The sequence below is a fragment of the Kitasatospora sp. NPDC086009 genome, assembly GCF_044540385.1.
Taxonomy (GTDB): domain Bacteria; phylum Actinomycetota; class Actinomycetes; order Streptomycetales; family Streptomycetaceae; genus Kitasatospora.
Genome location: NZ_JBITSA010000014.1, coordinates 142,276 through 162,969, shown reverse-complemented (window position 1 = coordinate 162,969; position 20,694 = coordinate 142,276). Strand labels below are relative to the sequence as shown.

Here is a 20,694-nt window from a genome sequence, read left to right as displayed (position 1 = left end):
GGAAGCCGGCCCACGCCACCCCGGGAAGCCCGGCCCGGACAACCCGCCGGCCCGTCACCCCAGGAAGCCGGCCACCGTCGCCACGAACCGGTCGGCGTCGTCCAGCCACGGGTAGTGGCCCGCCCCGGGCTGGACGACCGACTCGGCGTCGGGGAACAGTGCGGCGAACTCCGCGACCGGGCGCGGCGGGCTGTTCAGGTCGAACTCCCCGGTCAGCAGCAGCGCGGGCGAGGGGAGGGCGGCGAGCGCCGCCCTGGTCGCCCCGGGGGTGAAGGCGCCGTCGGCCGCGAACCGCGCGACGGCCTCCGGGTTGCCGGGCCGCCCGGCCTCCTGGACCTGGCGCGCCGCCGCGTCCCACCGCCCGTGGAAGAACGGGTCGACGGCCGCCCAGTCGGTGCCGGTCCCCTCGGTGATCGCCTCCAGCGCGGCGTACGCCGCCGGGAACCACGGCTCGCCGCTGCGCAGCCGCGCCACCTCGCGCCGGGTCCCCCCGTCGATCTCGATGCCGACGGCCCGCGTCCCGGGGCCGACGAGCACCAGCCTGCGGACGTTCGCCGGGTGGCGGGCCGCGTACTGCGTGGCGATGTTCGCGCCGGCGGAGTGGCCGAGCACGTCCACCCGGTCGAGTCCGAGGTGGCGGCGCAGGGCCTCGACGTCGTCGACCAGGCGGTCGCAGCGGTAGGAGGCGGGATCCTCCGGGAGGGCGGAGCGGCCGGTGCCGCGCAGGTCCGGGACGATCAACCGCCGGTGCGCGGACAGGCCGCCGAGGTCGCCGAGGTAGCGGGAGTCCGCCGGACCGCCGGGGATGCAGAGCAGCGGGTCGCCGTCCCCGTGGACGCGGTAGGCGAGTCGGGTGCCGTCGGGTGCGGAGTAGGTGGGCATGGCAGGGATCATGGCACTCATAACCAGGTTATACAACCCGGTTATGGGCAGCGCCGCCGCAGGTGTATAACCGAGTCATGGCAGGCGACCGCGACACCCACCCGACGTACGAGGCCCTGACCGAGGACCAGGCCGAGCGGATCATCGCCGGCATGAACGAGGTCATCCGGGCCGGTGAGGAGATGCGGACCCTGCGCACCGAGATGATCCAGGTGCTCGTCGGCCTCGGCTGGAGCCAGAGCAGGATCGCCCGGCTCACCGAGATGAGCCAGCCGGCCGTCTCCAAGCAGGTGGCCAGGCACGGGAGCGGCGGGCCGCACCCCCCGCTGGACGTCTCGCTCGACCAGCACGACACGCCCTGGCTCGAAGGGCGCCTCTGGGGCCTCGCCGAGGAGGTCTCCGAGACCCTCGACGACCGCGCCCACTGCACCCGGCACGTCACCGCACTCGCCCGGGGCCGCAAGCGCTTCACCCCCCAGGGCGTCGACGAGCTGCGCCGGCTGCTCGAGGAGGACCTGCGGGTGCACCGGGAGCGGCTGCCCGGCAGCCACCGTGCGGCCTACGACGCGATCAGCCGGGCCCTGGACGTCCCCGCCGCGCGTACCGCACCCCTGGCCGGTCCACCGAAGGCCGCCATGGCCTCCGCCTCGGTGCGCCGCGCCCTCGCCCACCGGGTGCAGCGCGACCGGCTGCGGGGCGGCGAAGCCGGGACTTCCGCGCAGAATTGACCCACCGAATCCCCTGCGGAAAGCACCATCTCGCGGGCCGCATCCGCTCCTAGGCTCGTACGCATGACACCCGTTCAGATCCCCCAGCGCATGAACCTCTCCGCCGTCGCCCCGAAGGTCTTCAAGGCCGTCCTGGCGCTGGACGCAGCCTCCCGCCAGGGCCTCGACCCGGTCCTGGTCGAACTCGTGCAGATCCGCGCCTCGCAGCTCAACCACTGTGCCTACTGCATCGATTACCACACCGGCGACGCCCGCCGGGCGGGCGAGCGCGAGGAGCGCATCTACCAGCTGAGCGCCTGGGAGGACTCCAGCCTCTTCACGGCCGAGGAGCGCGCGGCGCTCGCCCTCACCGAGGCGGTGACGCTGCTGCCGCAGGGCGTCTCCGACGCGGTCTACGACGGGGCGGCCGCGCACTTCGACGAGAAGGCGCTGGCCCAGCTCATCGCGCTGATCTTCACGGTCAACACCTGGAACCGGATGAACGTCGCCACCCGCAGGACACCCGGAGCCGCGTGAGGCGCTCCGCCGAGTCCCACCTGCGGGGGCGGAGTTCCCGTAGGGCCGCACACATCCTTCCTCCCCTCAGGTGAACCAACCCCGGCGGCCGTCACGGGGCGTGCACGCTCCGGGCGCACGCCCCCCGGGCGCGCCTCACCCCAGGATGCGCGGGAGGGTGACCCGCACCCATTCCTCCGGCTGCGACAGATGCGGAGCGTGACCGGCGCCCGCGTACAGGTGCCGCTCCGCCTTCGGGAGCACGAGATCGATCATGTCCAGCACCTCGCCGTACATCGGCGCGTTGTCATCGCTCTGCGTGAGCAGCGCGGGCTCGGTGAAACGGGACAGCGCGGTCAGGTCGAGGTCCAGCGCGTCCGGGTCCCGCAGCTCGTCCAGGTACGTCGGGGCGTTGCGGATGTAGGTGTGCCGGATCGGCGCGGGCAGCTGGGCCCACGCTCCCGGGCCGAAGGCGAGCGTCTCCACGAACAGCTCCGCCGCGGCCGCCGACTCCGCCTGTTCCAGCAGTTCCCGCACGTCGGCGATCCGGCCGGCGAACGCGGTGGCGATGGGCCGCAGGTCCGGGTCGGCCAGCAGCATCGACGTCCCGGGCGGCTCGTGCACGGCGACGCCGCGCACCAGGTCCGGGCGGGCGGCGGCGAGGCGCAGCGTGATCAGCGAGCCGTAGGAGTCCCCGCAGACGAAGACGGGGGCGAGACCGAGGCCCTGGATCAGCCCGGCGAGGTCGGCCGCGTCCTCGTGGACCGAGCCCTGGGTGAGCAGGTCGTCGCTGCGGCTGTGCCCGCGCCGGTCGTAGGCGACCACGGTGGCCTGCTCGGCCAGCCCGGGCACCACCCGCGCCCAGCTGTCGGCGTCGCTCCAGGACCCGTGGACCAGCACCACGCCCGGCCCGGCACCCCGGGCCTCGTAGTACAGCGACACCCCGTTCACCTGTATCTCGGCCATCGCGAGCCTCCCGACCGCGGTCGTGCTCCAGCCCCTCTCCGACAAGCCTGACACACCCGTGTGGGCACCGGTCGGATCAGCGGACCGGCACCGTGCAGCGACCGGGAGACGGTGACGGAGCGCTGTTCCCGCCCTGCGGTGGCCCCTCCCCGGGGCCCACCGCCGCAGCTCTCACCGAGGGTGACGGACACCGGGCGAGCGGGCCCCGGCCGCCACCGGCCACCGGTCGGCGAGCAGCAGGGCCGGCGGGCCGCCCGGAAGGAGGAATCACCCCTCGCCGACTGCGGCGAGGGCGTCGTCCATCGACCACCACATCAGCCCGAACCCGTCCTCACCGGGCGCGAGCTGCTGCGGGCCGACGGTCAGGCCACGGGCCTCGAAGAGCTGGAGTCGCGCCGTGGAGCCCGGCACGGAGGAAACGGCGCGGTCAGTACGGCGACCAAGCCTCGGGAGTCACGGGCGACGACGACGGCCGCGTCCCGGTTGGGCAGCTGCGTGTTGGACATGTACGGAGACCGGGCCCCGGCGCTCCGCCATGCAGGCGAACGGCACGTTGGTCACGGTGGGGTAGACGATCCCGAGCCCCTCGGGTCCATGGGCTGCTCCCTCCCCTGGTGGCGGCGGTCGAGGAGGGTGTCCGACCAGGTGACGCCCCGCATCAGGGCGGCGGCGAGGGTCGTCCACCAGACGACGCGGGCGGTGGCGGGCTCACCGGGTCCGACCAGGGCCGCGGCGAGGAAGGCGAGCCCGAGGCTGAGCGCGAACACGACCGCTACGGTGACGAGTTCGGCGGTCGAGGGGCGGCTGGAGGGGCGATCGGCGGAGCCGGCTCGCGGGACCGGATGACCTTCGCGCGAGGCGTGATCACGTCCGGTGAGGATGTGGCGGCGGTGCTTGGGACGGCGGCGGTGCTTCGCTCGGCAGTGCATGGTGCTCAATTCCTGAGAAGGGGAGGAGGATCGGCGTCCGCCAGCAGGACGCGCACCCAGACGCGCTTGCCCGCACCGCGCCGCACGACCACGCCGAAGTCGAAGGCCAGCTCCCGGACCAGCTCGATCCCGCGCCCGCCCTCGTTGAAGCGGCGCGGACGCCGCTCCTGGAGCGGCAGGTCGTAACGCGGGTCCCACACCTCCAGGCGGCAGTCGCCGCCGAACTCCTGGAGGTAGATCCGGACTTCACCGTGGCCCGGCAGGCGTGCACCACGGCGTTGGTGACGAGTTCCGAGGTGATCAGGACGAGATCGTCGACGCGTTCGCCCTGCCACCCCCACTCGGTGAGTCGTTGACGGACCTGCTGGCGGGCCGTCCGCACCGAGCCGGCGTGCTCGGTGAGGGCTGCTTCCCAGGTCTGGAGGACAGGTCTGCTCAAAGTGGACATCGTTCGCCCCTTCGCATCTCAACACCCCGTCAGGAGCGTGTTCGTGCGGTCACGTTGAGTGTGGAGCTTGGCGATTCGAAATAGCAACTAGAACGCCTTAGAAAATCGGTGGATCTTGAAACGGCTTGAGTCGAACGGTTCTGTCCGGCAAGACTGGTCGTCCACACCCGAGGGGAGGGGCCCCACTTGAGCAAGGACCTGTCCGCGATCAGGCAGATCAGGCTCGGCGACGAGCTGCGCGCCCTGCGGCTGGAGAACAACAAGACCCTCATCGATGTGACGAGTGGCCTGGACGGCTGGAGTCCGGCTCGCCTCAGCAAGATGGAACGGGCAGACCAACCTGTCGGTGCCAATGACCTGGCAACGCTCATGGACTACTACGGCGTGACGGGTGCGGATCGGGACTACTTCGAGAACCTTCTCGGGAGCGGTCCGCCCAAGCAGTGGTGGCGAAGCCTCGACTACGCCGAGGCGATCACGCCGGCCTTCGCGGAGTATCTCGCTCTCGAAGCCGACGCTTCACACATGCAGAACTACTTCCCCTCAGGGTTCCCCGGACTCGTCCAGACTGAGGGCTACGCGAAAGAAATGATCGCCGCCGGAACGGACGCGCCCAACGAGGAGCTGGTCGAAGCTGGAGCGGAGGTTCGTATCCTTCGCCAGCGACGGCTGAGTGAGGCGCCCACGCTCAGCTTTGAGGCGTACTTCGGCGAGGTCGCGCTGCTCGTGGCAGGTGACCAGAAGGTACTTGTCGAACAGATTCGGCACGCGATCAGGGTCTCCGGACAGCCCAACATCACCCTGCGAATGGTCCCCTTGAGCGCGGGACGACAGGGCATCCTGAACTCGGGCATCACTCTCATGCGATTCCCCGACGACCCCGAAAATGGCTTCGTATTCGTCGAAGCCATCGGCGGTATGCTCCCCCGGAGAACGGGACGCGACGTACGGCGAGCCGAGCGGGCCTTCGCACGAGTCAAGCGGTGCGCGCTGTCTCCGGAAGACACCATCACCGCCCTTGAGCGCAAGTTGGAAGAGCTGACGTGAGCGAGAAGCACAGTCCGTATGACCACGATCCCGCCACCGCTGACTGGGTCAAGTCCCCGTTCTCCGGGGAAGGCAACGGCGACTGCGTGATCATCGCCCGCTTCCCCAACGGCGACGTCTGGCTCGGCGACGACAAGGACCTCACCCGCCCCCACCTCGCCTTCGACCGGGCCGAGTGGAGCGCCTTCGTGAAGGCCATCGAAGCCCACTCCCCCAACTTCACCGCCTGACAGAGGTCCCAGGCCCTGCCCGCCCGGGCAGGGCCTGTACCCGCGCGTTTGGCGAGCGCCCTCTCCTCCGCTAGCCCGATGGCGTGACCCCACAGTTGTGCTCCCGCCGGGCAGGCTCTCCGGTCCGTAGGTTGGACACGATCCATCGTGAACCGGCCGACGAACACGCAGGAGTGAGCATGGCGACCGCAGCGCCCCCCTCCGCCGCCGCCCAGGCGGCCATGACGCTCGCCGCGATCGCGGCTACCGCCGCCACGCCGCGCCCCTCGGGCGAGACCCTCGCGGACCAGAGCACCCGGGTCGCCCGCGGCATCACCCTGCAGCTGGCCGACCCCTCGCTCGCCACCGGGGGCACCTGGGTGCTCTCCTGGGTCGGGTTGAGTCCGGACAACGCCAACATGGCGTACCTCGCCGTCAACACCGACGGCTCCAACACCTTCGCCGTGGTGATCCGCGGCACCGACGCCAACGTGACCGACCTGCTGGAGGACCTCGGCGTCGGCACGGTCGTCCCGTTCACCGCCGTCGGCACCCCGCCCGGCCCGGTCTCGGTCGCCAAGGGCGCGATGGAGGCGTTCACCGAGGTCGTCACCATGACCAACGCGGGTGTCACCCTCGTCCAGGCCCTGACCACCGCCCTGCGCCAGGCCCCGTCGAACCCGACGGTCCACGTGATCGGCCACAGCCTGGGCGGCGCCATCGCAACCATGGTCGCGCCGTACCTGCGGACGCTCACCTGGCCCAACGGCACCCCGCAGTTCTCGCTCTACACCTTCGCCGCCCCCACCGCCGGGGGTACGGACTTCGCGACCTACGTCAACTCCCTGAAGTGGCAGGCGAACGAGCGCTACTACAACGCCTACGACCTCGTCCCGCAGGCCTGGAACAACCTCGACGAGGCCAGGACGTGGTACCCGGATCCGCCCGGCCCGGCGGCGAACGAGGACGTCAAGGCCGTGATCGGGGCGATCACCGGCCTGCCCGGTCCCAACGTCTACGCCCAGCCGGGCGACGACATGAGGCTGAACGGCACGTACGGGCCGCCCGGGTCCTACGACCCGTCGGTGGTGAAGAAGTCGGTCCAGGACTTCATGGGGCAGGTGGCCTTCCAGCACGCCAACTCCACCTATCTGCGGCTGCTCTACGCGCCCGACGTGGACGCCGGCCCGGTGGTGACCGGCGTGAGCCCCAGTACCGGCGCACCGGGCACCCAGGTCGTCATCAGCGTCACCGGCAGCGGGTTCGACCAGTACACCGGCGTCGACTTCGGCACGGTGCCGTGCTCACAGGTGGCCATCGCGGTTCTCCCCACCGGCATCCGGATCTCCACCCCCGCGCCCCAGGGCGTCGGCGTCGTCCCCGTCCGCGTCACCACCGGCCTGGGCACCTCCCCGGCGGTCCCGTTCGGCCAGTTCGCCTACGGCGGCCCGGCCCCCGTGGTGGTGACCGGCATCGGCCCGGACACCGGCGAGTCCGGCACCTCCGTCACCATCACGGGCGTCAACTTCGGCTCGACGGCGGCCGTCCACTTCGGTGACAAGGCCTCGAAGCACGTCGAGGTCAGCCCGCCCGACACGATCGTCGCCACCGCGCCGGAGCAGGGCATCGGCGTGGGCCTCGGCAAGGTGAAGACCGTCAACGTCACCGTGCTGTCGAACGGTTACTCCTCCCCGGCCGGCCCCTCGAACGAGTTCGTCTACGAGAAGTGACCCCGGCGGGGCGGGGCCCCGCTACACCGGCTTCGTCGCGCGGATCGAGTAGATCAGCGGCACACGCGGCTGCCCGGCCGGGTAGCGGTAGGCGCCGTCCTCCGACTCCAGGACGGGGAAGCGGGGGAACAGCGTGAAGTCGTGCTCGTGCAGGAACTCCACCCGCAGGCCGACCGCCACCAGGGCGCTGAGCACCTCGCCGATCCCGTGCTGCCACTCGATCGTCACGTTGGCGGTGGTCGCCGCGCCCAGGTCGGCATAGGTGCCGGGCTCGTCCCAGACCATCGGGTCGCGCCGGAAGTAGTCCGTCTCCACGGTCCGGCCGTCCTCCGCCAGGATGTCGGCGAACGGGTGGAACTCGGCCAGGTAGAGGAAGCCGCCCGGGGCGACCAGCGCCGCCGCCGTCCGGGCCCACCGGTCGATGTCGGGAAGCCAGCACAGCGCGCCCAGCCCGGTGTAGACGATGTCGAACGTGCGGGCGTCGAGCACCTCGACGGCGTCGTACACATCGGCGGTGACGAAGTGGGCCGTGGCCGCGCCGATCTCCTTGGCGATCCCCTCGGCCTCGGCCACGGCCGGCGCCGAGAAGTCCAGCCCGGTGACCGTGGCGCCCCGCCGGGCCCACGCCAGCGTGTCCAGGCCGATGTGGCACTGCAGGTGGACCAGCGTCTTCCCGGTGACGTCGCCGACCTCGGCGAGCTCGAAGTCCCGCAGCGGGTCCTGGCCGGCGACGAAGCCGGGCACGTCGTAGAACGCCCCGGCGGTGTGGATCGGGACGCGCTCGTCCCAGTTGGCACGATTCACCGCGCGCCAGTCAGCGGCTCCCGGGGTCTCAGTCATACCGCCACGCTAACCAGCGACCCCGGCAACCCCCAACCGATTACGACGACCGGACGCACGGCACGGTCGGCTTCCGGCCGCGCCGACCGAACCGCCGGAGCCGCTACGACCGGCCGCGACGCGCGAAGTACGCGCGACCGAGGAGGACACCGCCGATTCCGGCCGGGGGGACGATCAGCCATCCCACCCAGTTCATGCGGTCGGCCAGTCCGAGCAGCTGGGCGAGACCCGCCAGGGCCAGCCAGACGAGGAGCATGAGGACGAGGCCGCACCCGAACATGCCGAGACCGTCGGCCGCATCTGGACGCCGCTCCACAGGTGCTCCCCCGCCGGATCGTGTCAGCCGCGTCGGCGGCGGAGTTCCACGGTACGCAGGGCACCGGCACTGGCGGGGCCCGCTCTCCCGGTCTGGCACGATGGTGCTCCGCGTCGACGCCGGCGGTGCTCCCGGACGGGTGGACGAGCTCCCTGGAGGCATGCGGTGTTCAAGAGAGTCACCACCGTGATGACCTTCGCGCTCGACCCCGGGGCGTCGGCCCGCTGGTGGGGGGAGTTCCTCGGCGTGCCCGTGAAGACGGAACTCAGCGACACCGGGTCCGTCTACGCCTGGGTGGAGATCGCCGGGGTCGAGGTCGGGTTCCACCCCGCCGATGACGAGCGCAATCGCCGGGGCGCCAGCCCGGTCGTGTACTGGGGCGTGGACGATCTCGACCAGGTCCGTGAACGGCTGTTGGCGGCAGGCTGCACGCACCACCGCGGGCCGCTGACGATCGCGCCGGGCCGACGGATCGCCCAGCTGCGCGACCCGTTCGGCACCGTCGTCGGCATCGAGGGCCCGTAGCCGGACCGCGCCGAACGACGCTCCCCCTGCTGGCTGTCCGACACCTTCCGCGGCCCGGCCTGCCCCCAAGCGGCCGTCCGCTCCCAGGGCCGGGCCCCCGATCAGCCCCGCAGCTCGGTTTCGAGGCGGTCGCGGAAGGCGTCCAGGCGGCTGCGGCCGGGGGTGAAGACCGGCAGCTGGCGCAGGATCGCGCCAACGGCGGGCGGTGCGTGCTCGATCGCCCACCGGATCTCCGCATCACCGGCCGCCCGGTCGCCGGCCGCCGCGAGTTCCCGGGCGTGCGCCGCGTACATCGCCGGGCCAAGGGCGTGTTTCGCCTGGTGGGGGGTGGCCAGCGGGTGGATGTAGGGGCTCGCCGCCGCGTAGCCCGCGGCGCGGGCGGCCGCCGTGGCCGCCGGGTCGGCGACGTCACGCGCGGCTGCGAGCGCCGCGAGGGCGACGGCGCGGAGCCTCCCCGTCCGCTTCCCGTCGCGGGTGAAGACGCGGATGCCGTCGATCGCCTCGCCCGGGCGGGTGTCGGCGGGGGCCCGCGCCTCGAACAGCGGCAGGACGCGCTCGGCGCAGTCGGCGGTCCAGGCTCCGAGGAGCCGGCGGTCTTCGTCGCTGATCGTCACCGTGTCCATCCGCCCATCCTGCCCGCCCCCGCCACCCGCCGTCGCGCGCCCGCCACCGTGCACCCGCTCGCCGTCGTCCGCCGAGTCGCCCGGCCGGGGCCGTACAGTCCTGGCCATGGCGACCGAGACCCCCACCCCACCCTGGCGCGAGCTCGAACGCGCCACCGTATTCGGCAAGTTCGGCCGGTCCGTCGACCGGGTCGACTTCGAACTGCCGGACGGCAGCCGGGCGGACTTCTACCTGAAGCGCGAAAGCCCGGCCGGTGCGGTGCTCGCGCTCACTCCCGACCGGCGGGTCGTCCTCGCCCGCCAGTACCGGCCCGGGCCCGGCCGGGTGCTGTACGAGCTACCCGGCGGCCTGCTGGAGCCGGGCGAACTCCCGGTCGACGCCATCGCCCGGGAACAGCTGGAGGAGACCGGCTACCGAGGCGGGATCCAGCCGGTCGGGCAGCCCCCTGTCAAGTTCTAGTGTTCAGATCTTTGCGTCCCATCGCCCGGCAGAATCCGGCCGTCGGCAGGGGCAGGGCGGATGTGGGGTGCCCCCGAGCCGTCCGGACGGCTCGGCGCACTCATGTGTGGTGGGTCAGGCGCTCGGCTTGATGGGGGCGACGCCGCTGCCGGGACAAGGGGCGGCGAGGTCGGCCGCGAACTCGGAGAAAGCACCGGCCAGCGGCTCGGCGCCGCGCGACCTGGTGAGGGTGTCACTCATGGTGCTCCTCCTTGACCTCCTGTTTCGGGTGGTGCCAGGCCCGTGCCCGGCCGCCGTGCATCCGTGTGCGGCGGCCGGGCCGGGAGTCTGTGGATGTGCCGTGTGGCCGGTGCGGATCAGGGGCGGCCGAGGGCGCGGAAGGTCCAGCCGGCCGCGCGCCAGCGGTTCGCGTCGAGGCTGCCGCGGGCGTCGATGACCTTGGGGACGGCGATGTGCCGGGCGAGGTCGGCCGGGTCGGCGTCGGAGTACTGGGTCCAGTCGGTCAGGTGCAGCAGCAGCCCGGCGCCGGTGACGGCCCCGGTGGGGTCGTCGGCGTAGTCGAGCCGGGGGTAGGCGCTGCGGGCGTTCTCCATCGCGGCTGGGTCGTGGACGGTGACCTCGGCGCCGGCCCGCTGGAGGGCGTCGGCGACCGAGAGGGCCGGGGAGTCGCGGATGTCGTCGGTGTGGGCCTTGAAGGCGGCGCCCCAGACCGCGATCCGCTTGCCGATCACGGTGCCGCCGAGGGCCTCGCGGGCGAGCTCGACGGTGTGCTCGCGCCGGCGCCGGTTGATCGCCGCGACCTGGCGGAGCAGACCGGTGTCGGCGCCGAGTTCTTCGGCGCGGTGGGTAAAGCCGGCCAGGTCCTTGGGCAGGCAGCCGCCGCCGAACCCTAGGCCGGGCCGCATGCCCTTGGCTCCGATCCGGTGGTCATAGCCCAGGGCGAGGGCGATCTGCTGGACGTCGGCGCCGGTCTTCTCGCAGAGCTCTGCCATCGCGTTGATGAAGGAGATTTTGGTGGCGAGGAAGGCGTTCGCGGCGCCCTTGATCAGTTCGGAGGTCGGGATGTCGGTGACGATGAGCGGGGAGCCGGTGGCCAGGATGTCGGCATAGACGGTCCGGAAGACGGCTTCGCTGCTGGCGTCTCCGTCCTCGATGCCGAGGACGATCCGGTCCGGCTCCAGGGTGTCCAGGACGGCGAAGGACTCGCGCAGGAACTCCGGCGACCAGGCCAGGCGGGCGCTCGCCCCGGCGCGGACGTGCTCGTCCAGGGTCTGCCGCAGCTTCGCGACGGTGCCGACCGGGACGGTGGACTTGCCGATGATCAGCGCGCCGTCGCCGAGCCGCGGGGCCAGCTGGCGGACGGCGGTGTGGAGGTGGGTGAGGTCGTAGGCCCCGCTGCCGTCCTGCTGGGGGGTGCCGACGCCCAGGAAGTGGACGTCGGCGAAGGCGGCGGCCTCCGCATAGGAGGCGGTGAACCGCAGAGCGCCTGCGGCGGTGTGCTTGGCGAGTAGGTCGTCGAGGCCGCGCTCGACGAACGGGGCCTGGCCCTTGTTCTCGGCGAGAAGCCGCTCTACCACAACTCGTGAAAGCGGTTCACTGCGAGCGGTGGAGGCAATACCCTCGGTGATCCGGCATCAGGTGCCGGGTGTACGAATCCCCGTGCCCAGCCGGGGAACGGATTGAGGGGGACGCTGTGGCGTCGACCACCCGCCGGGCCAAGCCGCCGAACGACGCGCTGGCCCGGATGATCGAACAATGCGAGGGCGCCAGCCACAAGTCGCTGGCCCACCGCGTGAACCAGCTGGCCGACGAGGCCGGGCTGACCACCACATATACGCATACCTCGGTCGCGAACTGGTGCCGCCGGGGCATGGTCCCCGACTGGCCGGTGCCCAAGCTCCTTGCACGGGCGATCGGCGAACGGCTCGGCCGACCCGTGCAGTTGGCGGAGATCGGTATGGCGGATGCGGAGACACCGGGCGCCGCGGTGGGGTTGGATTTCCCGCGAGAGCCCGCCGACGCCGTGCGCGTCGCCACTTCGTTCTGGAGTTCCGTGAACCGCCGCGACTTCCTCACCGGATCCAGCTTCGCCGTCGCCTCGTTCACGACCCCGGTGACCCGGTGGCTGGTCAGCCCGGCCGACGACCGTGCCGACCACCGCGGCGGCGCCCGCGTCGGTCGGGCCGACCTGGACGAGCTCCGCGACGCCGCCGACGAGGCCCGTCGCTGGGACTCGAAGTATGGCGGCGGCAACTGGAAGGCAAACTCCGTCACCGACTGCCTCCAGCGCCGGGCCGCCCCGCTGCTGTCCGGCACGTTCTCCGACGAGGTGGGCCGCGAGCTGTTCTCGGTGACCGCCGAGCTGTCCCGCCTGGCCGGCTGGACCGCTTTCGACATCGGCCAGCACGACGTCGCCCAGCGCCACTTCATCCAGGCCCTCCGCCTCGCCCGGGCCGGCGGCGACGTGCAGCTCGGCTGCTATGTGCTCACCACCATGGCGATGCAGGCCCTGCTGCGGGGCTTCCCCAGCGAGGCCATCGACATGACCCAGGGCGCCTTCGCGCGCGCCGACGGCCAGGCCGCCCCCCGGGTGCTGGCCTTCACCAAGCTCATCGAGGCCCGCGCCCATGCCCGCGACGACAACGCGAAGGCGGCGGCCTCCGCTCTGGCGGCCTCCGAGATACTGCTCGACCGAGCCCGCGACCGCGCCGACGAGCCGGCGTGGATCGACTTCTATCACCACGCCCGGCTCTCCGCCGACGCCGCCGAGGTCTTCCGCGATCTTGAGAAGCCCAAGGAGGCCCTGGCCTGGAACGCTCAGGCCGCCGCCATGCAGCCCGGGGTGTTCACCCGCTCGGTCGGGATGCGCCTGGCGATCGTCGGAACCGCCCACCTCCAGAGCAAGGACCTCGACCAGGGCCTGGAACTCGGCAACCAAGCCGTCGACATCCTCGCCCGCGTCCAGTCCAGCCGGGCCAAGGACTACGTTCGCGAGTTCAACGCCGCCCTTACCCCCTGGCGCCGCGAGACAGCGGTCCGCGACTTCCTCCATCGGACCCGCAGCGAGCTCACCGTCGCCGCCTGATCCTGGCTGGTCCCGACAGCGGTGCTGCCGGGACCAGCGGGCCGACCGTCGACCGGTCCGGTCAGTGCTTGGGGAAGCGCAGGACGTTGTCGGGCAGCCGCGGGCCCGGGGCGGTCAGCCGGCGGAGCCGGGCGGCGCCACCTTGGCGTGGTGGTCCATGAGCCTGGCCAGCAGCTCGGTCAGCGTGCCGCGCTCCGTGGCGCTCAGCGGCGCGAGCAGCTCCTCCTGCGCCGCGTCGACGATCGCGTCGAGGCGGCGCAGATACCCACGCCCCTTTGAGGTGACCGTGACGACGTTGCGGCGGCGGTCGTCGGGATCCGGCGCGCGCTCCACGAAGCCGCGGTCGGCGAGGTCGTTGACGACGGCGACCATGTCACTGCGGTAGACGCCGGTGCGGCGGCTGAGCGTCGACTGGCTGGCCGGGCCGGCCTCGGCGAGGGCGACCAGGACCACGAAGTGCCACTTGCGGGCACCCTCGGCGGCGAGGCCGTCGCCCACCAGGCGGTCGGCGTACATCGCGTTCATCGCCAGCAGCCTGCTCGGCAGCGCGCGCACCCGGGCGGGCGCCGGATGGTCGGCCGGGCCGTCGTCGCGGACGGCGGCAGCGGAGCCCGTCGGGGTCGGGGTCCGGCTCGGGGTCGGGCCCTTGGCGCCCTGGGTGTCCATGGCCCTGATTCTACTCATTGCGTTAGTCGCACTAACGACATACGGTAGGGAGCACATCGAAACCATTAGTGCCACAAACGTTAGTGCAGCAAACGAATCACGCGGCACCGCGAGAGGACCGACCGACCATGCCCACCGTCGACGTCATCGACTCCCACATCGCCTACACGGACAGCGCCCCCGCCGGCGGCACCGACAGCGGCCCGGGCCACCCGCCCGTGGTCTTCCTGCACGGCAACCCGACCTCCTCCCACCTGTGGCGCGGCGTCACCCCGCACGTCGCCGGCCGCGCCCGCACCCTCGCCCCCGACCTGATCGGCATGGGCGCCTCCGGCAAGCCCGACATCGCCTACGACTTCGCCGACCAGGCCCGCTACCTGGACGCCTGGTTCGACGCGCTGGACCTGCGGGACGTCGTCCTGGTCGGCCACGACTGGGGCGGCGCTCTCGCCCTCGACCGGGCCGCCCGCCACCCCGAGCGGGTACGCGGCGTGGTCCTGCTGGAGACCATGCTCAAGCCCCTCACAGCCGCCGAACTCCCCGCGCCCGCCCGCGCCCGCTTCGAGGCCTTCCGCACCCCCGGGGTCGGCGAGCGACTGGTCCTCGAACAGAACGTCCTCATCGAGACCGCGTTCACGGGCGGCGTGCTGACCCCGCTCGCCGAGCCGGACGTCCGGCCGTACCGCGCCCCCTACCCCACCCCCGCGAGCCGGCGCCCGCTGCTCGCCTGGCCGCGCATGATGCCGATCGACGGCGAGCCGGCCGATGTCGTCGCCCGGATGACCGCCTACGGCATCTGGCTCGCGAACAGCACGGACGTGCCCAAGCTGCTGCTGACCTTCGACTCCTCGCCGACCCTGCTGATCGACGAGGCCATGGTCGCCTGGAGCCGCGAGCACATCAGCCATCTGACCGTCGAGCACTGCGGCCCGGCCGGGCACCACGCCCCCGAGGACCGGCCCGACGCGATCGGCGGCGCGATCGCCGACTGGCTGGCCGCCCAGGCCTGGTGACGACCCCGGCACCCCGCCCGCGCGAAGGACACTCCGCCCGCGCGACGTGGCACGACGCGGGGCACCGGGACCGCTCACCCCGCTACAGCACCACCTCCGCGAGCTTCCCGGTCGCGATGTCGAAGACGAAGCCGCGCAGGGCGTCGGTCCTCGGGACGAACGGACTGTTCCGGATCCGGGCGGCGGACTGCCGGACGTCCGCCTCCAGGTCGGCGAAGGCCTCGGCCGCCCAGGGCGGCTTGATGCCCGTCTCCTCCCGGATCGACTCCCGGAAGGCGTCGTCGCCGAAGGTCAGCATGCCGCAGTCGGTGTGGTGGATCAGGATGATCTCCTGCGTGCCCAGCAGCCGCTGACTGATCGCCAGCGAGCGGATCGCGTCGTCCGTGGCGACGCCGCCGGCGTTGCGGATCACGTGCGAGTCGCCCTCGTCGAGCCCGAGCGCCGCGTAGACGTCGAGCCGCGCGTCCATGCAGGCCAGGACGGCACTCCGGCGGCCCGGCGGGAGCGGCAGCGGCCCCTGGAAGTCGACCGCGTAGGCGGCGTTGTTGCGGAGGTAGTGCTCGGTGGCGGCACCGGCTTCGGTCATGACTGTCTCCTTCGAGGACGTTCGAGGACGTTCCAGGACATTCGAGGACATGCGACGACATGCAAGGACAGGGGTTCACCGCGGGAGGCGCCCGGGCGCGGGGCACCGGCGGGCACGCCGGAACGGCGCGGCCGCCTCGGGCACTTCGGGACATCGAGCCCGGTCACGGAGACCGCGGCGACCGGCGGGGACCGGACGGCGACAGCGCGGGGCCCGGGAGAGGCGCGCGCGGAAGGCCGTACGTCAGCGGTCGAGCGGACAACTCGCGCTGGACAGGCGGCCGTAGTCGACGTGACGACGGCGGACGAGCTCGGTCATGGCCGCACGGTAATACCCAACTCGCCACCTCCGCCAGGGAATCGACCCGAGACCACCCGAACGAGGCAATTGGACTCCCCCCGCCCGGGGCACAATGACCCTCCACAGCACAGGAACCCGGAGCCCCGCATGACCGACTTCGCGATCGACGAGACCTTGGTGCGGGAACTCCTGCGGGAGCAGCACCCGGACCTCGCCGGGCTGGACATCCGCCGGGTGGACGCCGGGTGGGACAACCAGCAGTGGCGGCTCGGCGAGGAGTTGGCCGTACGGATCCCCCGCACGGAACGGGCGCCGGAGCTGCTGCGGAAGGAGCGGGAGTGGCTGTCCGTGCTGGCCCCGCGGCTGCCCCTGCCGATCCCGGTCCACGTTCGGGCCGGTGAGCCGTCCGCGCTCTTCCCCCGGCCCTGGAGCGTGGTCCGCTGGGTCCCGGGCGAGCCGGCCGACCGGGCGCCGATCGAGCGTGGCGACCACGCGGCCGGCGTGCTCGCGGAGTTCCTCGCGGCGCTTCACCGGGAGGCGCCCGCCGGGGCGTTCCCCGGTTCGAACCGGGGCGCTCCGCCCAGGGAGGCCGCCGGCGGCTTCGAGCAGCAGCTCCACCTCGTCGCCGACGGCGTCGCGGCAGACGTCCGGCGGGTCTGGGCGGAGGCCGTCGCCGCGCCCGACCGGGAGGGCCCGCCGCGCTGGCTGCACGGCGACCTCCACCCGGCGAACGTCGTCGTCACGGACGGAACGCTGTCCGGCGTGCTCGACTTCGGCGAACTCTGCACCGGCGACCCGGCGGCGGACCTCGCGGCGGCCTGGCTGCTCCTGCCCGAAGGCGCGGCGGACGGCTTCTTCGACGCCTACGCCGAGGCCACCGCGGCCGAGGTGGACACGGCGACGGTGCTGCGCGCCCGGGGCTGGGCGCTGCTGCGCTGCCTCTCCCTGATCGGCATCGGCCTGGCCGGGGAGCGCGGCCTCCCCGGTGGGCAGCGGACCTGGGGTCCGGCCGGGCGGGCGGCGCTCGCGCGGGTCCTGGCTACGAGGTAGACCCGGGGGCGGGCGCCCCGGCGGCCGCCCGGTGCCGTGCGCGGTAGGAGCGCGGCGTGGTGCCGGTCAGCCGGGCGAAGTGCTGCCGCAGGCTCGCGGCCGACGCGAAACCGGCCAGCGCCGCCACCCGTTCCACCGGCTCGTCGGTCTCCGTGAGCAGCTCGCGGGCGCGGTCCAGGCGCAGCCGGAGCAGGTACTGCGGCGGGCTGACGCCAGCCTGGGCGCGGAACCGGCGGTTGAGGCTGCTGACGCTGATTCCGGCGTGCGCGGCGACGTCGGCGGGGGTCAGCGGGAGGTGGAGGCAGGCCTTCAACCAGCGCAGGGTCGGTTCGAGGCCCGCGCTGTCGGCGAGTTCGCGGTCGATGCCCTCCTGGACGCGGTCCGCGTGCCGCAGCAGGGGGGTGAGGAGCTCCCGCGAGGTCTCGCCGGCCGTCCGCTCCCCGTGGTCCTGGGCCAGCAGGTGCAGGCAGACGTCCAGCCCGCCGAAGATCCCGGCCGAGGTGAGGAAGCGGCCGTCGGCCACCGCCGCGCCGACCGGGTCGACCTCGATCCGGGGGTGCCGCCGGGCCAGTTCCGCGGTGTGCCGCCAACCGGTGGTGGCGCGCCGGCCGTCGAGCAGGCCGGTGGCCGCGAGGGTGAACACCCCGGTGCCGATTGCGCCGATCCGGCCGCCCCGCGCGGCGGCGGCCCGCAGCACGTCGAGGACCTCGGACGGCGACTCCACCGGGGCGCCGTCACGCCCCGCCAGCAGCACGACGTCGGCGTCGGCGAGGCCCTCCAGCCCGTGCGGGACGGTGATGCCCAGCGGCGCCGGCAGCCCGATCCCGACCGGCCCGGGCGCGGCACACAACCGCACCTCGTAGGCGACCCCCGGGTGCTCACGTGCCGCCGTCCCGAACACCAGCCCCGGCGTGGTGAGGTGGTGTCCGGGCAGCCCGTCGGGCACGAGGACGGCGATGACCGACATACCCGGAATGTACCCGAAGCCCGGGGCGGCCTGGCCACCGTCCCGGCGGTCACCCCAGGTAGGGCGTCGCCCGGTGGTCGAGGTGGTGCTGGAGCCGGAGCCGCTGCGTGTGGTGCATCGGCAGGTCCCCGATGTCGTCCGGAGCCACGAACCGCAGGTCGGTCGACTCGTCGGAGATCCGGAGCTCCCCGCCCGTGACGCGGGCGGTGAAGCAGACGTTGAACTGCTGCCGCACCTCGCCGTCGGAGTAGGCGATCACATGCCGGGGGTCGGTGTAGGTGCCGACCAGCCCGGTGATCTCGACGACGAGCCCGGTCTCCTCGCGGACCTCCCGGACCGCGGTGCCGGGAAGCGACTCACCGAGGTCCATCGTGCCGCCCGGCAGCGCGTACAGGCCGTTGTCGGTGCGCCGTTGGAGCAGCACCCGCCCCTCCTCGTCGGCCACCACGGCCGACGCCGCCACCACCAGCCGGTTCGGCTCCGGCGCGCCGGGATCGTCGTAGAACTCGGTTCGTGCCATGTGGTCAGCTCTCCTCGACTCTTCGGCGACCGATGGGGCGGCGTTCCCATACTGCCCTGGCGGCCGGCGGCCGGGGGCCGGGCGGCGGCAGACCCGGCGCTGCCGCCGCCGGGAGTCAGCTGTTCTGGTGGATCGTCTGCCGGATCCAGTCCGCGTACGCCGGAACGCTGGTGTAGAGGCCCGGGCCGGTCGAACAGGTCGGGTCGGTGTCACCGTCGCCCGAGGTGGTGCCGACGAGTTCCCAGCGGCCGCCCCGGCCCTTCTGCAGCTGCGGGCCGCCGGAGTCCCCGAAGCAGGCCATCGCGCCCGGCACCTGGCTGACCGTGCAGAGGCGCAGCCACCCCGCCCGCCCGGGGGCGCACTCGTCGACGGCTCCCCGGCGGGTCTCCAACTGCTGGAGCCGGTTCGCGAACTCGGCCCGCTGCGGGGTGTCCACGTCGGCGACGCTGCCGAAGCCGAGCAGCCGGGTCGGCGTACCGGGCCGGGCCGCGCGGTCGGCGATCCGGACGGGTTGCTCGCTCACCGGGCGGTCCAGCCGGATCAGCGCGAGGTCGTCCTGGTTGGCTCCGCCGCCGCCGGTGCCGATCCCGTAGCCGGGGTGGGTGATCGTCCGCTCGATGGTGCGCACGGTGCCGCCGGACGTGCGCCGGTCCGAGCCGATCCGGACGGTGCCGTCCAGGACCACGCCGATCTCGGGGTCGAGGCAGTGGCCCGCCGTCAGCACCCACCGCGGGTGGATCAGCGTCGCCCCGCAGACGCCGTCGAGCAGGCCCTGCGTCGGGGCCGTCAGCGGGATCGAGGCCATGTACGGGTAGCGCCCGTTGGCGTCCGTCCCGTTGACGATGGCTCCGGCGCTGCCGGTCATGGCGGTGGCGCACACCGTCGCGGCCAGGGCGACGGTGGCGATGCGGGCCGCTCGGCGGGCCAGGGAGCTGAAAGCGGGCATGGCAGGTCCTTCGTTCGGGGTGCGCGCGAGCGCGCTTCGGGTGTTCGGATCAGGAGTGGCGCGGACGCCCCGGCGGTGCGGGTGTCGCGTACCGCCCATCCTTCGCACCGGCCCGCGCCCGCAACAGCGGCCCCGATGTCACCCTGGGCTAAATTCTGGACATGCCAGTGATCGCTGTCCTCGCCCTCGACGGCGTACCGGGCCACCAGCTCACCGCGCCTGGGATCACCTTCGGCGCCGCCGCGCGCCACCACCCGCACGTCGGGTACGAGGTGCGGTACTGCGCGGGCCCCGGGTTCCGTACGACGGGGGCGCCGGCACCGTTCCGGCCCGACACACCGTGGGGTCTGGAGGGGCTGGCGGGTGCGGACACCGTACTGGTGCCCGGCCACGACGGTTTCCGCGCGGAGCCGCCGCCCGGGGTCGTCGACGCGCTGCGGGCCGCGGCGGCCGGGGGCAGCCGGATCGGTGCGATCGGGACGGGGACGTTCACCCTCGCCGCCACCGGGCTGCTGGACGGGCGGCGGGCCGCGACCGGCCGCCGGTACGCCGCCGAACTGGCCGGGCGCCACCCCCGGATCGAGGTCGACCCGGAGGGCTCGGTCACGGACGCGGCGCCGTTCCACAGCGCGGCGGGGGTGCTCGGCGGGGTCGACCTCTGCCTGCGGCTGATCACCCTGGACCACGGCGAGCCGGTCGCCATCGAGACGGAGCGGCAGGTCTTCCTGGAGCTGCACGGGCCTGCCGGGCCGGCGGCCTCCAGCGGGGCGGCGGCCACCACCGCGTCGGCGGCCACCACCGGTACCGCTCGCGCACCGGGTCCCGGGGGCTCCCGGCTCGGGCCGACGCTCCGGTGGCTGGAGGCCCACCTCGACCGGCCGCTGACGCTGAACGACCTCGCCGACCACGCCGGACTCACCGTCCGCGGCCTGACCAGGCGCTTCCGGGCCGAGACCGGGCTGCCGCCGCTGCAGTACCTGCTCCGCGCGCGCATCCGGCTCGCGCAGCGCCTGCTGGAGCGCGGCGACGAGCCGGTCGAACGCATCGCCACCCGCACGGGGCTCGGCACGCCCGCCAACCTGCGCCACCACTTCCAGCACCACACGGGGACCAGCCCCCGGACCTACCGGGCGGCCTTCCGCTCCCTCGTCTCCACCCTGACCTGGGCCGACGGCCGCCCGGCCGGCGACGCCCCGGCAGCGGACCGGGCCGACCGACCGGTTTCCCCGCACGACCGCCGCGCCCCGGCCGATCGTCGTGGGGGGGGGGGGGGGGGGGCCCGCCCCCCCCGGGGGGGCGGGGCGGGGACTGCCAAGAAGGTGGACGCCCCCCCCGGGGGGGAGGGGGGGTGGGGGCCGGCCGC

The 20,694-nt window shown here is 73.2% G+C and carries 26 protein-coding genes and 1 pseudogene (1 of these 27 only partly in view); 11 read left to right on the top strand and 16 right to left on the bottom strand.

The features are described from left to right. Positions 1–54: 54 nt before the first annotated feature. Complete coding sequence (locus ACIF6L_RS28475) at positions 55–882, bottom strand: alpha/beta fold hydrolase (protein WP_396489709.1); 828 nt, start codon at positions 880–882, stop codon at positions 55–57. A 77-nt stretch (positions 883–959) separates the two neighbouring features. Between ACIF6L_RS28475 and ACIF6L_RS28470 the strand changes: the two genes are divergently transcribed. Both ACIF6L_RS28470 and ACIF6L_RS28465 read left to right on the top strand, forming a co-directional pair. Then, positions 960–1,610, top strand: a complete 651-nt coding sequence (locus ACIF6L_RS28470; RefSeq protein ID WP_396489708.1) for a sigma-70 family RNA polymerase sigma factor — start codon at positions 960–962, stop codon at positions 1,608–1,610. A gap of 63 nt (positions 1,611–1,673) precedes the next feature. Next, positions 1,674–2,126, top strand: coding sequence for a carboxymuconolactone decarboxylase family protein (locus ACIF6L_RS28465; RefSeq protein ID WP_396489706.1), 453 nt, complete (start codon positions 1,674–1,676; stop codon positions 2,124–2,126). Positions 2,127–2,261: 135 nt separating this feature from the next. Here ACIF6L_RS28465 and ACIF6L_RS28460 read toward each other — a convergent pair whose 3' ends face one another. From ACIF6L_RS28460 to ACIF6L_RS28440, 5 genes and pseudogenes are all read right to left on the bottom strand, one after another. After that, on the bottom strand, positions 2,262–3,071 hold the full coding sequence (locus tag ACIF6L_RS28460; protein ID WP_396489704.1) for an alpha/beta fold hydrolase: 810 nt from the start codon (positions 3,069–3,071) through the stop codon (positions 2,262–2,264). 267 nt (positions 3,072–3,338) lie between these two features. Next, positions 3,339–3,482 (bottom strand): hypothetical protein, encoded by a 144-nt coding sequence (locus ACIF6L_RS28455; RefSeq protein WP_396489703.1) that lies wholly within the window; start codon positions 3,480–3,482, stop codon positions 3,339–3,341. 146 nt (positions 3,483–3,628) lie between these two features. Then, positions 3,629–3,838 (bottom strand): hypothetical protein, encoded by a 210-nt coding sequence (locus tag ACIF6L_RS28450; RefSeq protein WP_329486734.1) that lies wholly within the window; start codon positions 3,836–3,838, stop codon positions 3,629–3,631. Positions 3,839–4,005: 167 nt separating this feature from the next. Further along, positions 4,006–4,200 carry a hypothetical protein gene (locus tag ACIF6L_RS28445; protein ID WP_396489841.1) on the bottom strand — a complete coding sequence of 65 codons (195 nt, stop codon included), beginning with the start codon at positions 4,198–4,200 and terminating at the stop codon, positions 4,006–4,008. Between the two features lie 56 nt (positions 4,201–4,256). Beyond that, positions 4,257–4,448: pseudogene (locus tag ACIF6L_RS28440) on the bottom strand (ATP-binding protein); the annotation flags it as partial. A 186-nt stretch (positions 4,449–4,634) separates the two neighbouring features. On the opposite strand from ACIF6L_RS28440, the gene ACIF6L_RS28435 reads away from it, so the two are divergent. From ACIF6L_RS28435 to ACIF6L_RS28425, 3 genes are all read left to right on the top strand, one after another. Further along, on the top strand, positions 4,635–5,495 hold the full coding sequence (locus tag ACIF6L_RS28435; RefSeq protein WP_396489700.1) for a helix-turn-helix domain-containing protein: 861 nt from the start codon (positions 4,635–4,637) through the stop codon (positions 5,493–5,495). Continuing rightward, complete coding sequence (locus ACIF6L_RS28430) at positions 5,492–5,725, top strand: DUF397 domain-containing protein (protein WP_396489698.1); 234 nt, start codon at positions 5,492–5,494, stop codon at positions 5,723–5,725. Before ACIF6L_RS28435 ends, ACIF6L_RS28430 begins: the two co-directional genes overlap by 4 nt. Before the next feature lie 179 nt (positions 5,726–5,904). Continuing rightward, entirely contained in the window at positions 5,905–7,434 is a 1,530-nt protein-coding gene (locus tag ACIF6L_RS28425) for an IPT/TIG domain-containing protein (RefSeq protein ID WP_396489696.1), read from the top strand. A 21-nt stretch (positions 7,435–7,455) separates the two neighbouring features. On the opposite strand, the gene ACIF6L_RS28420 is transcribed toward ACIF6L_RS28425, so the two are convergent. Both ACIF6L_RS28420 and ACIF6L_RS28415 read right to left on the bottom strand, forming a co-directional pair. Next, complete coding sequence (locus ACIF6L_RS28420) at positions 7,456–8,274, bottom strand: class I SAM-dependent methyltransferase (RefSeq protein WP_396489694.1); 819 nt, start codon at positions 8,272–8,274, stop codon at positions 7,456–7,458. A gap of 103 nt (positions 8,275–8,377) precedes the next feature. Next, positions 8,378–8,554 (bottom strand): hypothetical protein, encoded by a 177-nt coding sequence (locus ACIF6L_RS28415; protein ID WP_380382621.1) that lies wholly within the window; start codon positions 8,552–8,554, stop codon positions 8,378–8,380. 201 nt (positions 8,555–8,755) lie between these two features. Here ACIF6L_RS28415 and ACIF6L_RS28410 point away from each other — a divergent pair, with 201 nt between their 5' ends. Further along, complete coding sequence (locus tag ACIF6L_RS28410) at positions 8,756–9,115, top strand: VOC family protein (RefSeq protein ID WP_396489691.1); 360 nt, start codon at positions 8,756–8,758, stop codon at positions 9,113–9,115. Positions 9,116–9,216: 101 nt separating this feature from the next. Here ACIF6L_RS28410 and ACIF6L_RS28405 read toward each other — a convergent pair whose 3' ends face one another. Next, complete coding sequence (locus tag ACIF6L_RS28405; protein ID WP_359809300.1) at positions 9,217–9,738, bottom strand: putative immunity protein; 522 nt, start codon at positions 9,736–9,738, stop codon at positions 9,217–9,219. A gap of 106 nt (positions 9,739–9,844) precedes the next feature. On the opposite strand from ACIF6L_RS28405, the gene ACIF6L_RS28400 reads away from it, so the two are divergent. Then, complete coding sequence (locus tag ACIF6L_RS28400; RefSeq protein ID WP_396489689.1) at positions 9,845–10,198, top strand: NUDIX hydrolase; 354 nt, start codon at positions 9,845–9,847, stop codon at positions 10,196–10,198. A 114-nt stretch (positions 10,199–10,312) separates the two neighbouring features. On the opposite strand, the gene ACIF6L_RS28395 is transcribed toward ACIF6L_RS28400, so the two are convergent. Continuing rightward, positions 10,313–10,438 (bottom strand): hypothetical protein, encoded by a 126-nt coding sequence (locus ACIF6L_RS28395; protein ID WP_396489687.1) that lies wholly within the window; start codon positions 10,436–10,438, stop codon positions 10,313–10,315. A 116-nt stretch (positions 10,439–10,554) separates the two neighbouring features. After that, positions 10,555–11,775 (bottom strand): UDP-glucose dehydrogenase family protein, encoded by a 1,221-nt coding sequence (locus ACIF6L_RS28390; RefSeq protein WP_396489685.1) that lies wholly within the window; start codon positions 11,773–11,775, stop codon positions 10,555–10,557. Positions 11,776–11,891: 116 nt separating this feature from the next. Between ACIF6L_RS28390 and ACIF6L_RS28385 the strand changes: the two genes are divergently transcribed. Further along, positions 11,892–13,283: a sporulation protein gene (locus ACIF6L_RS28385; protein WP_396489683.1), complete on the top strand. Its 1,392-nt coding sequence runs from the start codon at positions 11,892–11,894 to the stop codon at positions 13,281–13,283. A gap of 114 nt (positions 13,284–13,397) precedes the next feature. On the opposite strand, the gene ACIF6L_RS28380 is transcribed toward ACIF6L_RS28385, so the two are convergent. Beyond that, the gene (locus tag ACIF6L_RS28380) at positions 13,398–13,949 is read right to left on the bottom strand and encodes a MarR family winged helix-turn-helix transcriptional regulator (RefSeq protein WP_396489681.1); all 552 of its coding nucleotides are present in this window, start codon (positions 13,947–13,949) and stop codon (positions 13,398–13,400) included. 83 nt (positions 13,950–14,032) lie between these two features. Between ACIF6L_RS28380 and ACIF6L_RS28375 the strand changes: the two genes are divergently transcribed. Beyond that, positions 14,033–14,962: a haloalkane dehalogenase gene (locus ACIF6L_RS28375; protein ID WP_396489679.1), complete on the top strand. Its 930-nt coding sequence runs from the start codon at positions 14,033–14,035 to the stop codon at positions 14,960–14,962. An 82-nt stretch (positions 14,963–15,044) separates the two neighbouring features. On the opposite strand, the gene ACIF6L_RS28370 is transcribed toward ACIF6L_RS28375, so the two are convergent. Further along, entirely contained in the window at positions 15,045–15,548 is a 504-nt protein-coding gene (locus ACIF6L_RS28370) for a carbonic anhydrase (RefSeq protein ID WP_329486750.1), read from the bottom strand. Positions 15,549–15,995: 447 nt separating this feature from the next. On the opposite strand from ACIF6L_RS28370, the gene ACIF6L_RS28365 reads away from it, so the two are divergent. Next, positions 15,996–16,898 carry an aminoglycoside phosphotransferase family protein gene (locus ACIF6L_RS28365; RefSeq protein ID WP_396489676.1) on the top strand — a complete coding sequence of 301 codons (903 nt, stop codon included), beginning with the start codon at positions 15,996–15,998 and terminating at the stop codon, positions 16,896–16,898. Here the strand turns inward: ACIF6L_RS28365 and ACIF6L_RS28360 are convergent. The 3 genes from ACIF6L_RS28360 to ACIF6L_RS28350 form a co-directional block, all read right to left on the bottom strand. Next, entirely contained in the window at positions 16,888–17,865 is a 978-nt protein-coding gene (locus tag ACIF6L_RS28360; RefSeq protein ID WP_396489674.1) for a GlxA family transcriptional regulator, read from the bottom strand. The genes ACIF6L_RS28365 and ACIF6L_RS28360 overlap by 11 nt on opposite strands. Positions 17,866–17,914: 49 nt before the next feature. Then, complete coding sequence (locus ACIF6L_RS28355) at positions 17,915–18,385, bottom strand: NUDIX domain-containing protein (protein WP_396489672.1); 471 nt, start codon at positions 18,383–18,385, stop codon at positions 17,915–17,917. Positions 18,386–18,500: 115 nt separating this feature from the next. Beyond that, entirely contained in the window at positions 18,501–19,331 is an 831-nt protein-coding gene (locus tag ACIF6L_RS28350; protein ID WP_396489670.1) for a S1 family peptidase, read from the bottom strand. Positions 19,332–19,492: 161 nt separating this feature from the next. Here ACIF6L_RS28350 and ACIF6L_RS28345 point away from each other — a divergent pair, with 161 nt between their 5' ends. After that, positions 19,493–20,694, top strand: partial view of a helix-turn-helix domain-containing protein gene (locus ACIF6L_RS28345; protein ID WP_396492605.1) — the 5' portion only. 1,048 nt of this gene lie beyond the right edge of the window; the window shows 1,202 of its 2,250 coding nt (coding positions 1–1,202); the start codon lies at positions 19,493–19,495; its stop codon lies beyond the right edge, outside the window.

Bases quoted from the DNA above. Each gene is read 5' to 3' on its own strand.
- ACIF6L_RS28475 (WP_396489709.1), bottom strand. From the start codon at position 882: ATGCCCACCTACTCCGCACCCGACGGCACCCGACTCGCCTACCGCGTC.
- ACIF6L_RS28470 (WP_396489708.1), top strand. From the start codon at position 960: ATGGCAGGCGACCGCGACACCCACCCGACGTACGAGGCCCTGACCGAG.
- ACIF6L_RS28465 (WP_396489706.1), top strand. From the start codon at position 1,674: ATGACACCCGTTCAGATCCCCCAGCGCATGAACCTCTCCGCCGTCGCC.
- ACIF6L_RS28460 (WP_396489704.1), bottom strand. From the start codon at position 3,071: ATGGCCGAGATACAGGTGAACGGGGTGTCGCTGTACTACGAGGCCCGG.
- ACIF6L_RS28425 (WP_396489696.1), top strand. From the start codon at position 5,905: ATGGCGACCGCAGCGCCCCCCTCCGCCGCCGCCCAGGCGGCCATGACG.
- ACIF6L_RS28420 (WP_396489694.1), bottom strand. From the start codon at position 8,274: ATGACTGAGACCCCGGGAGCCGCTGACTGGCGCGCGGTGAATCGTGCC.
- ACIF6L_RS28415 (WP_380382621.1), bottom strand. From the start codon at position 8,554: ATGTTCGGGTGCGGCCTCGTCCTCATGCTCCTCGTCTGGCTGGCCCTG.
- ACIF6L_RS28405 (WP_359809300.1), bottom strand. From the start codon at position 9,738: ATGGACACGGTGACGATCAGCGACGAAGACCGCCGGCTCCTCGGAGCC.
- ACIF6L_RS28400 (WP_396489689.1), top strand. From the start codon at position 9,845: ATGGCGACCGAGACCCCCACCCCACCCTGGCGCGAGCTCGAACGCGCC.
- ACIF6L_RS28395 (WP_396489687.1), bottom strand. From the start codon at position 10,438: ATGAGTGACACCCTCACCAGGTCGCGCGGCGCCGAGCCGCTGGCCGGT.
- ACIF6L_RS28380 (WP_396489681.1), bottom strand. From the start codon at position 13,949: ATGGACACCCAGGGCGCCAAGGGCCCGACCCCGAGCCGGACCCCGACC.
- ACIF6L_RS28370 (WP_329486750.1), bottom strand. From the start codon at position 15,548: ATGACCGAAGCCGGTGCCGCCACCGAGCACTACCTCCGCAACAACGCC.
- ACIF6L_RS28365 (WP_396489676.1), top strand. From the start codon at position 15,996: ATGACCGACTTCGCGATCGACGAGACCTTGGTGCGGGAACTCCTGCGG.
- ACIF6L_RS28360 (WP_396489674.1), bottom strand. From the start codon at position 17,865: ATGTCGGTCATCGCCGTCCTCGTGCCCGACGGGCTGCCCGGACACCAC.
- ACIF6L_RS28355 (WP_396489672.1), bottom strand. From the start codon at position 18,385: ATGGCACGAACCGAGTTCTACGACGATCCCGGCGCGCCGGAGCCGAAC.
- ACIF6L_RS28350 (WP_396489670.1), bottom strand. From the start codon at position 19,331: ATGCCCGCTTTCAGCTCCCTGGCCCGCCGAGCGGCCCGCATCGCCACC.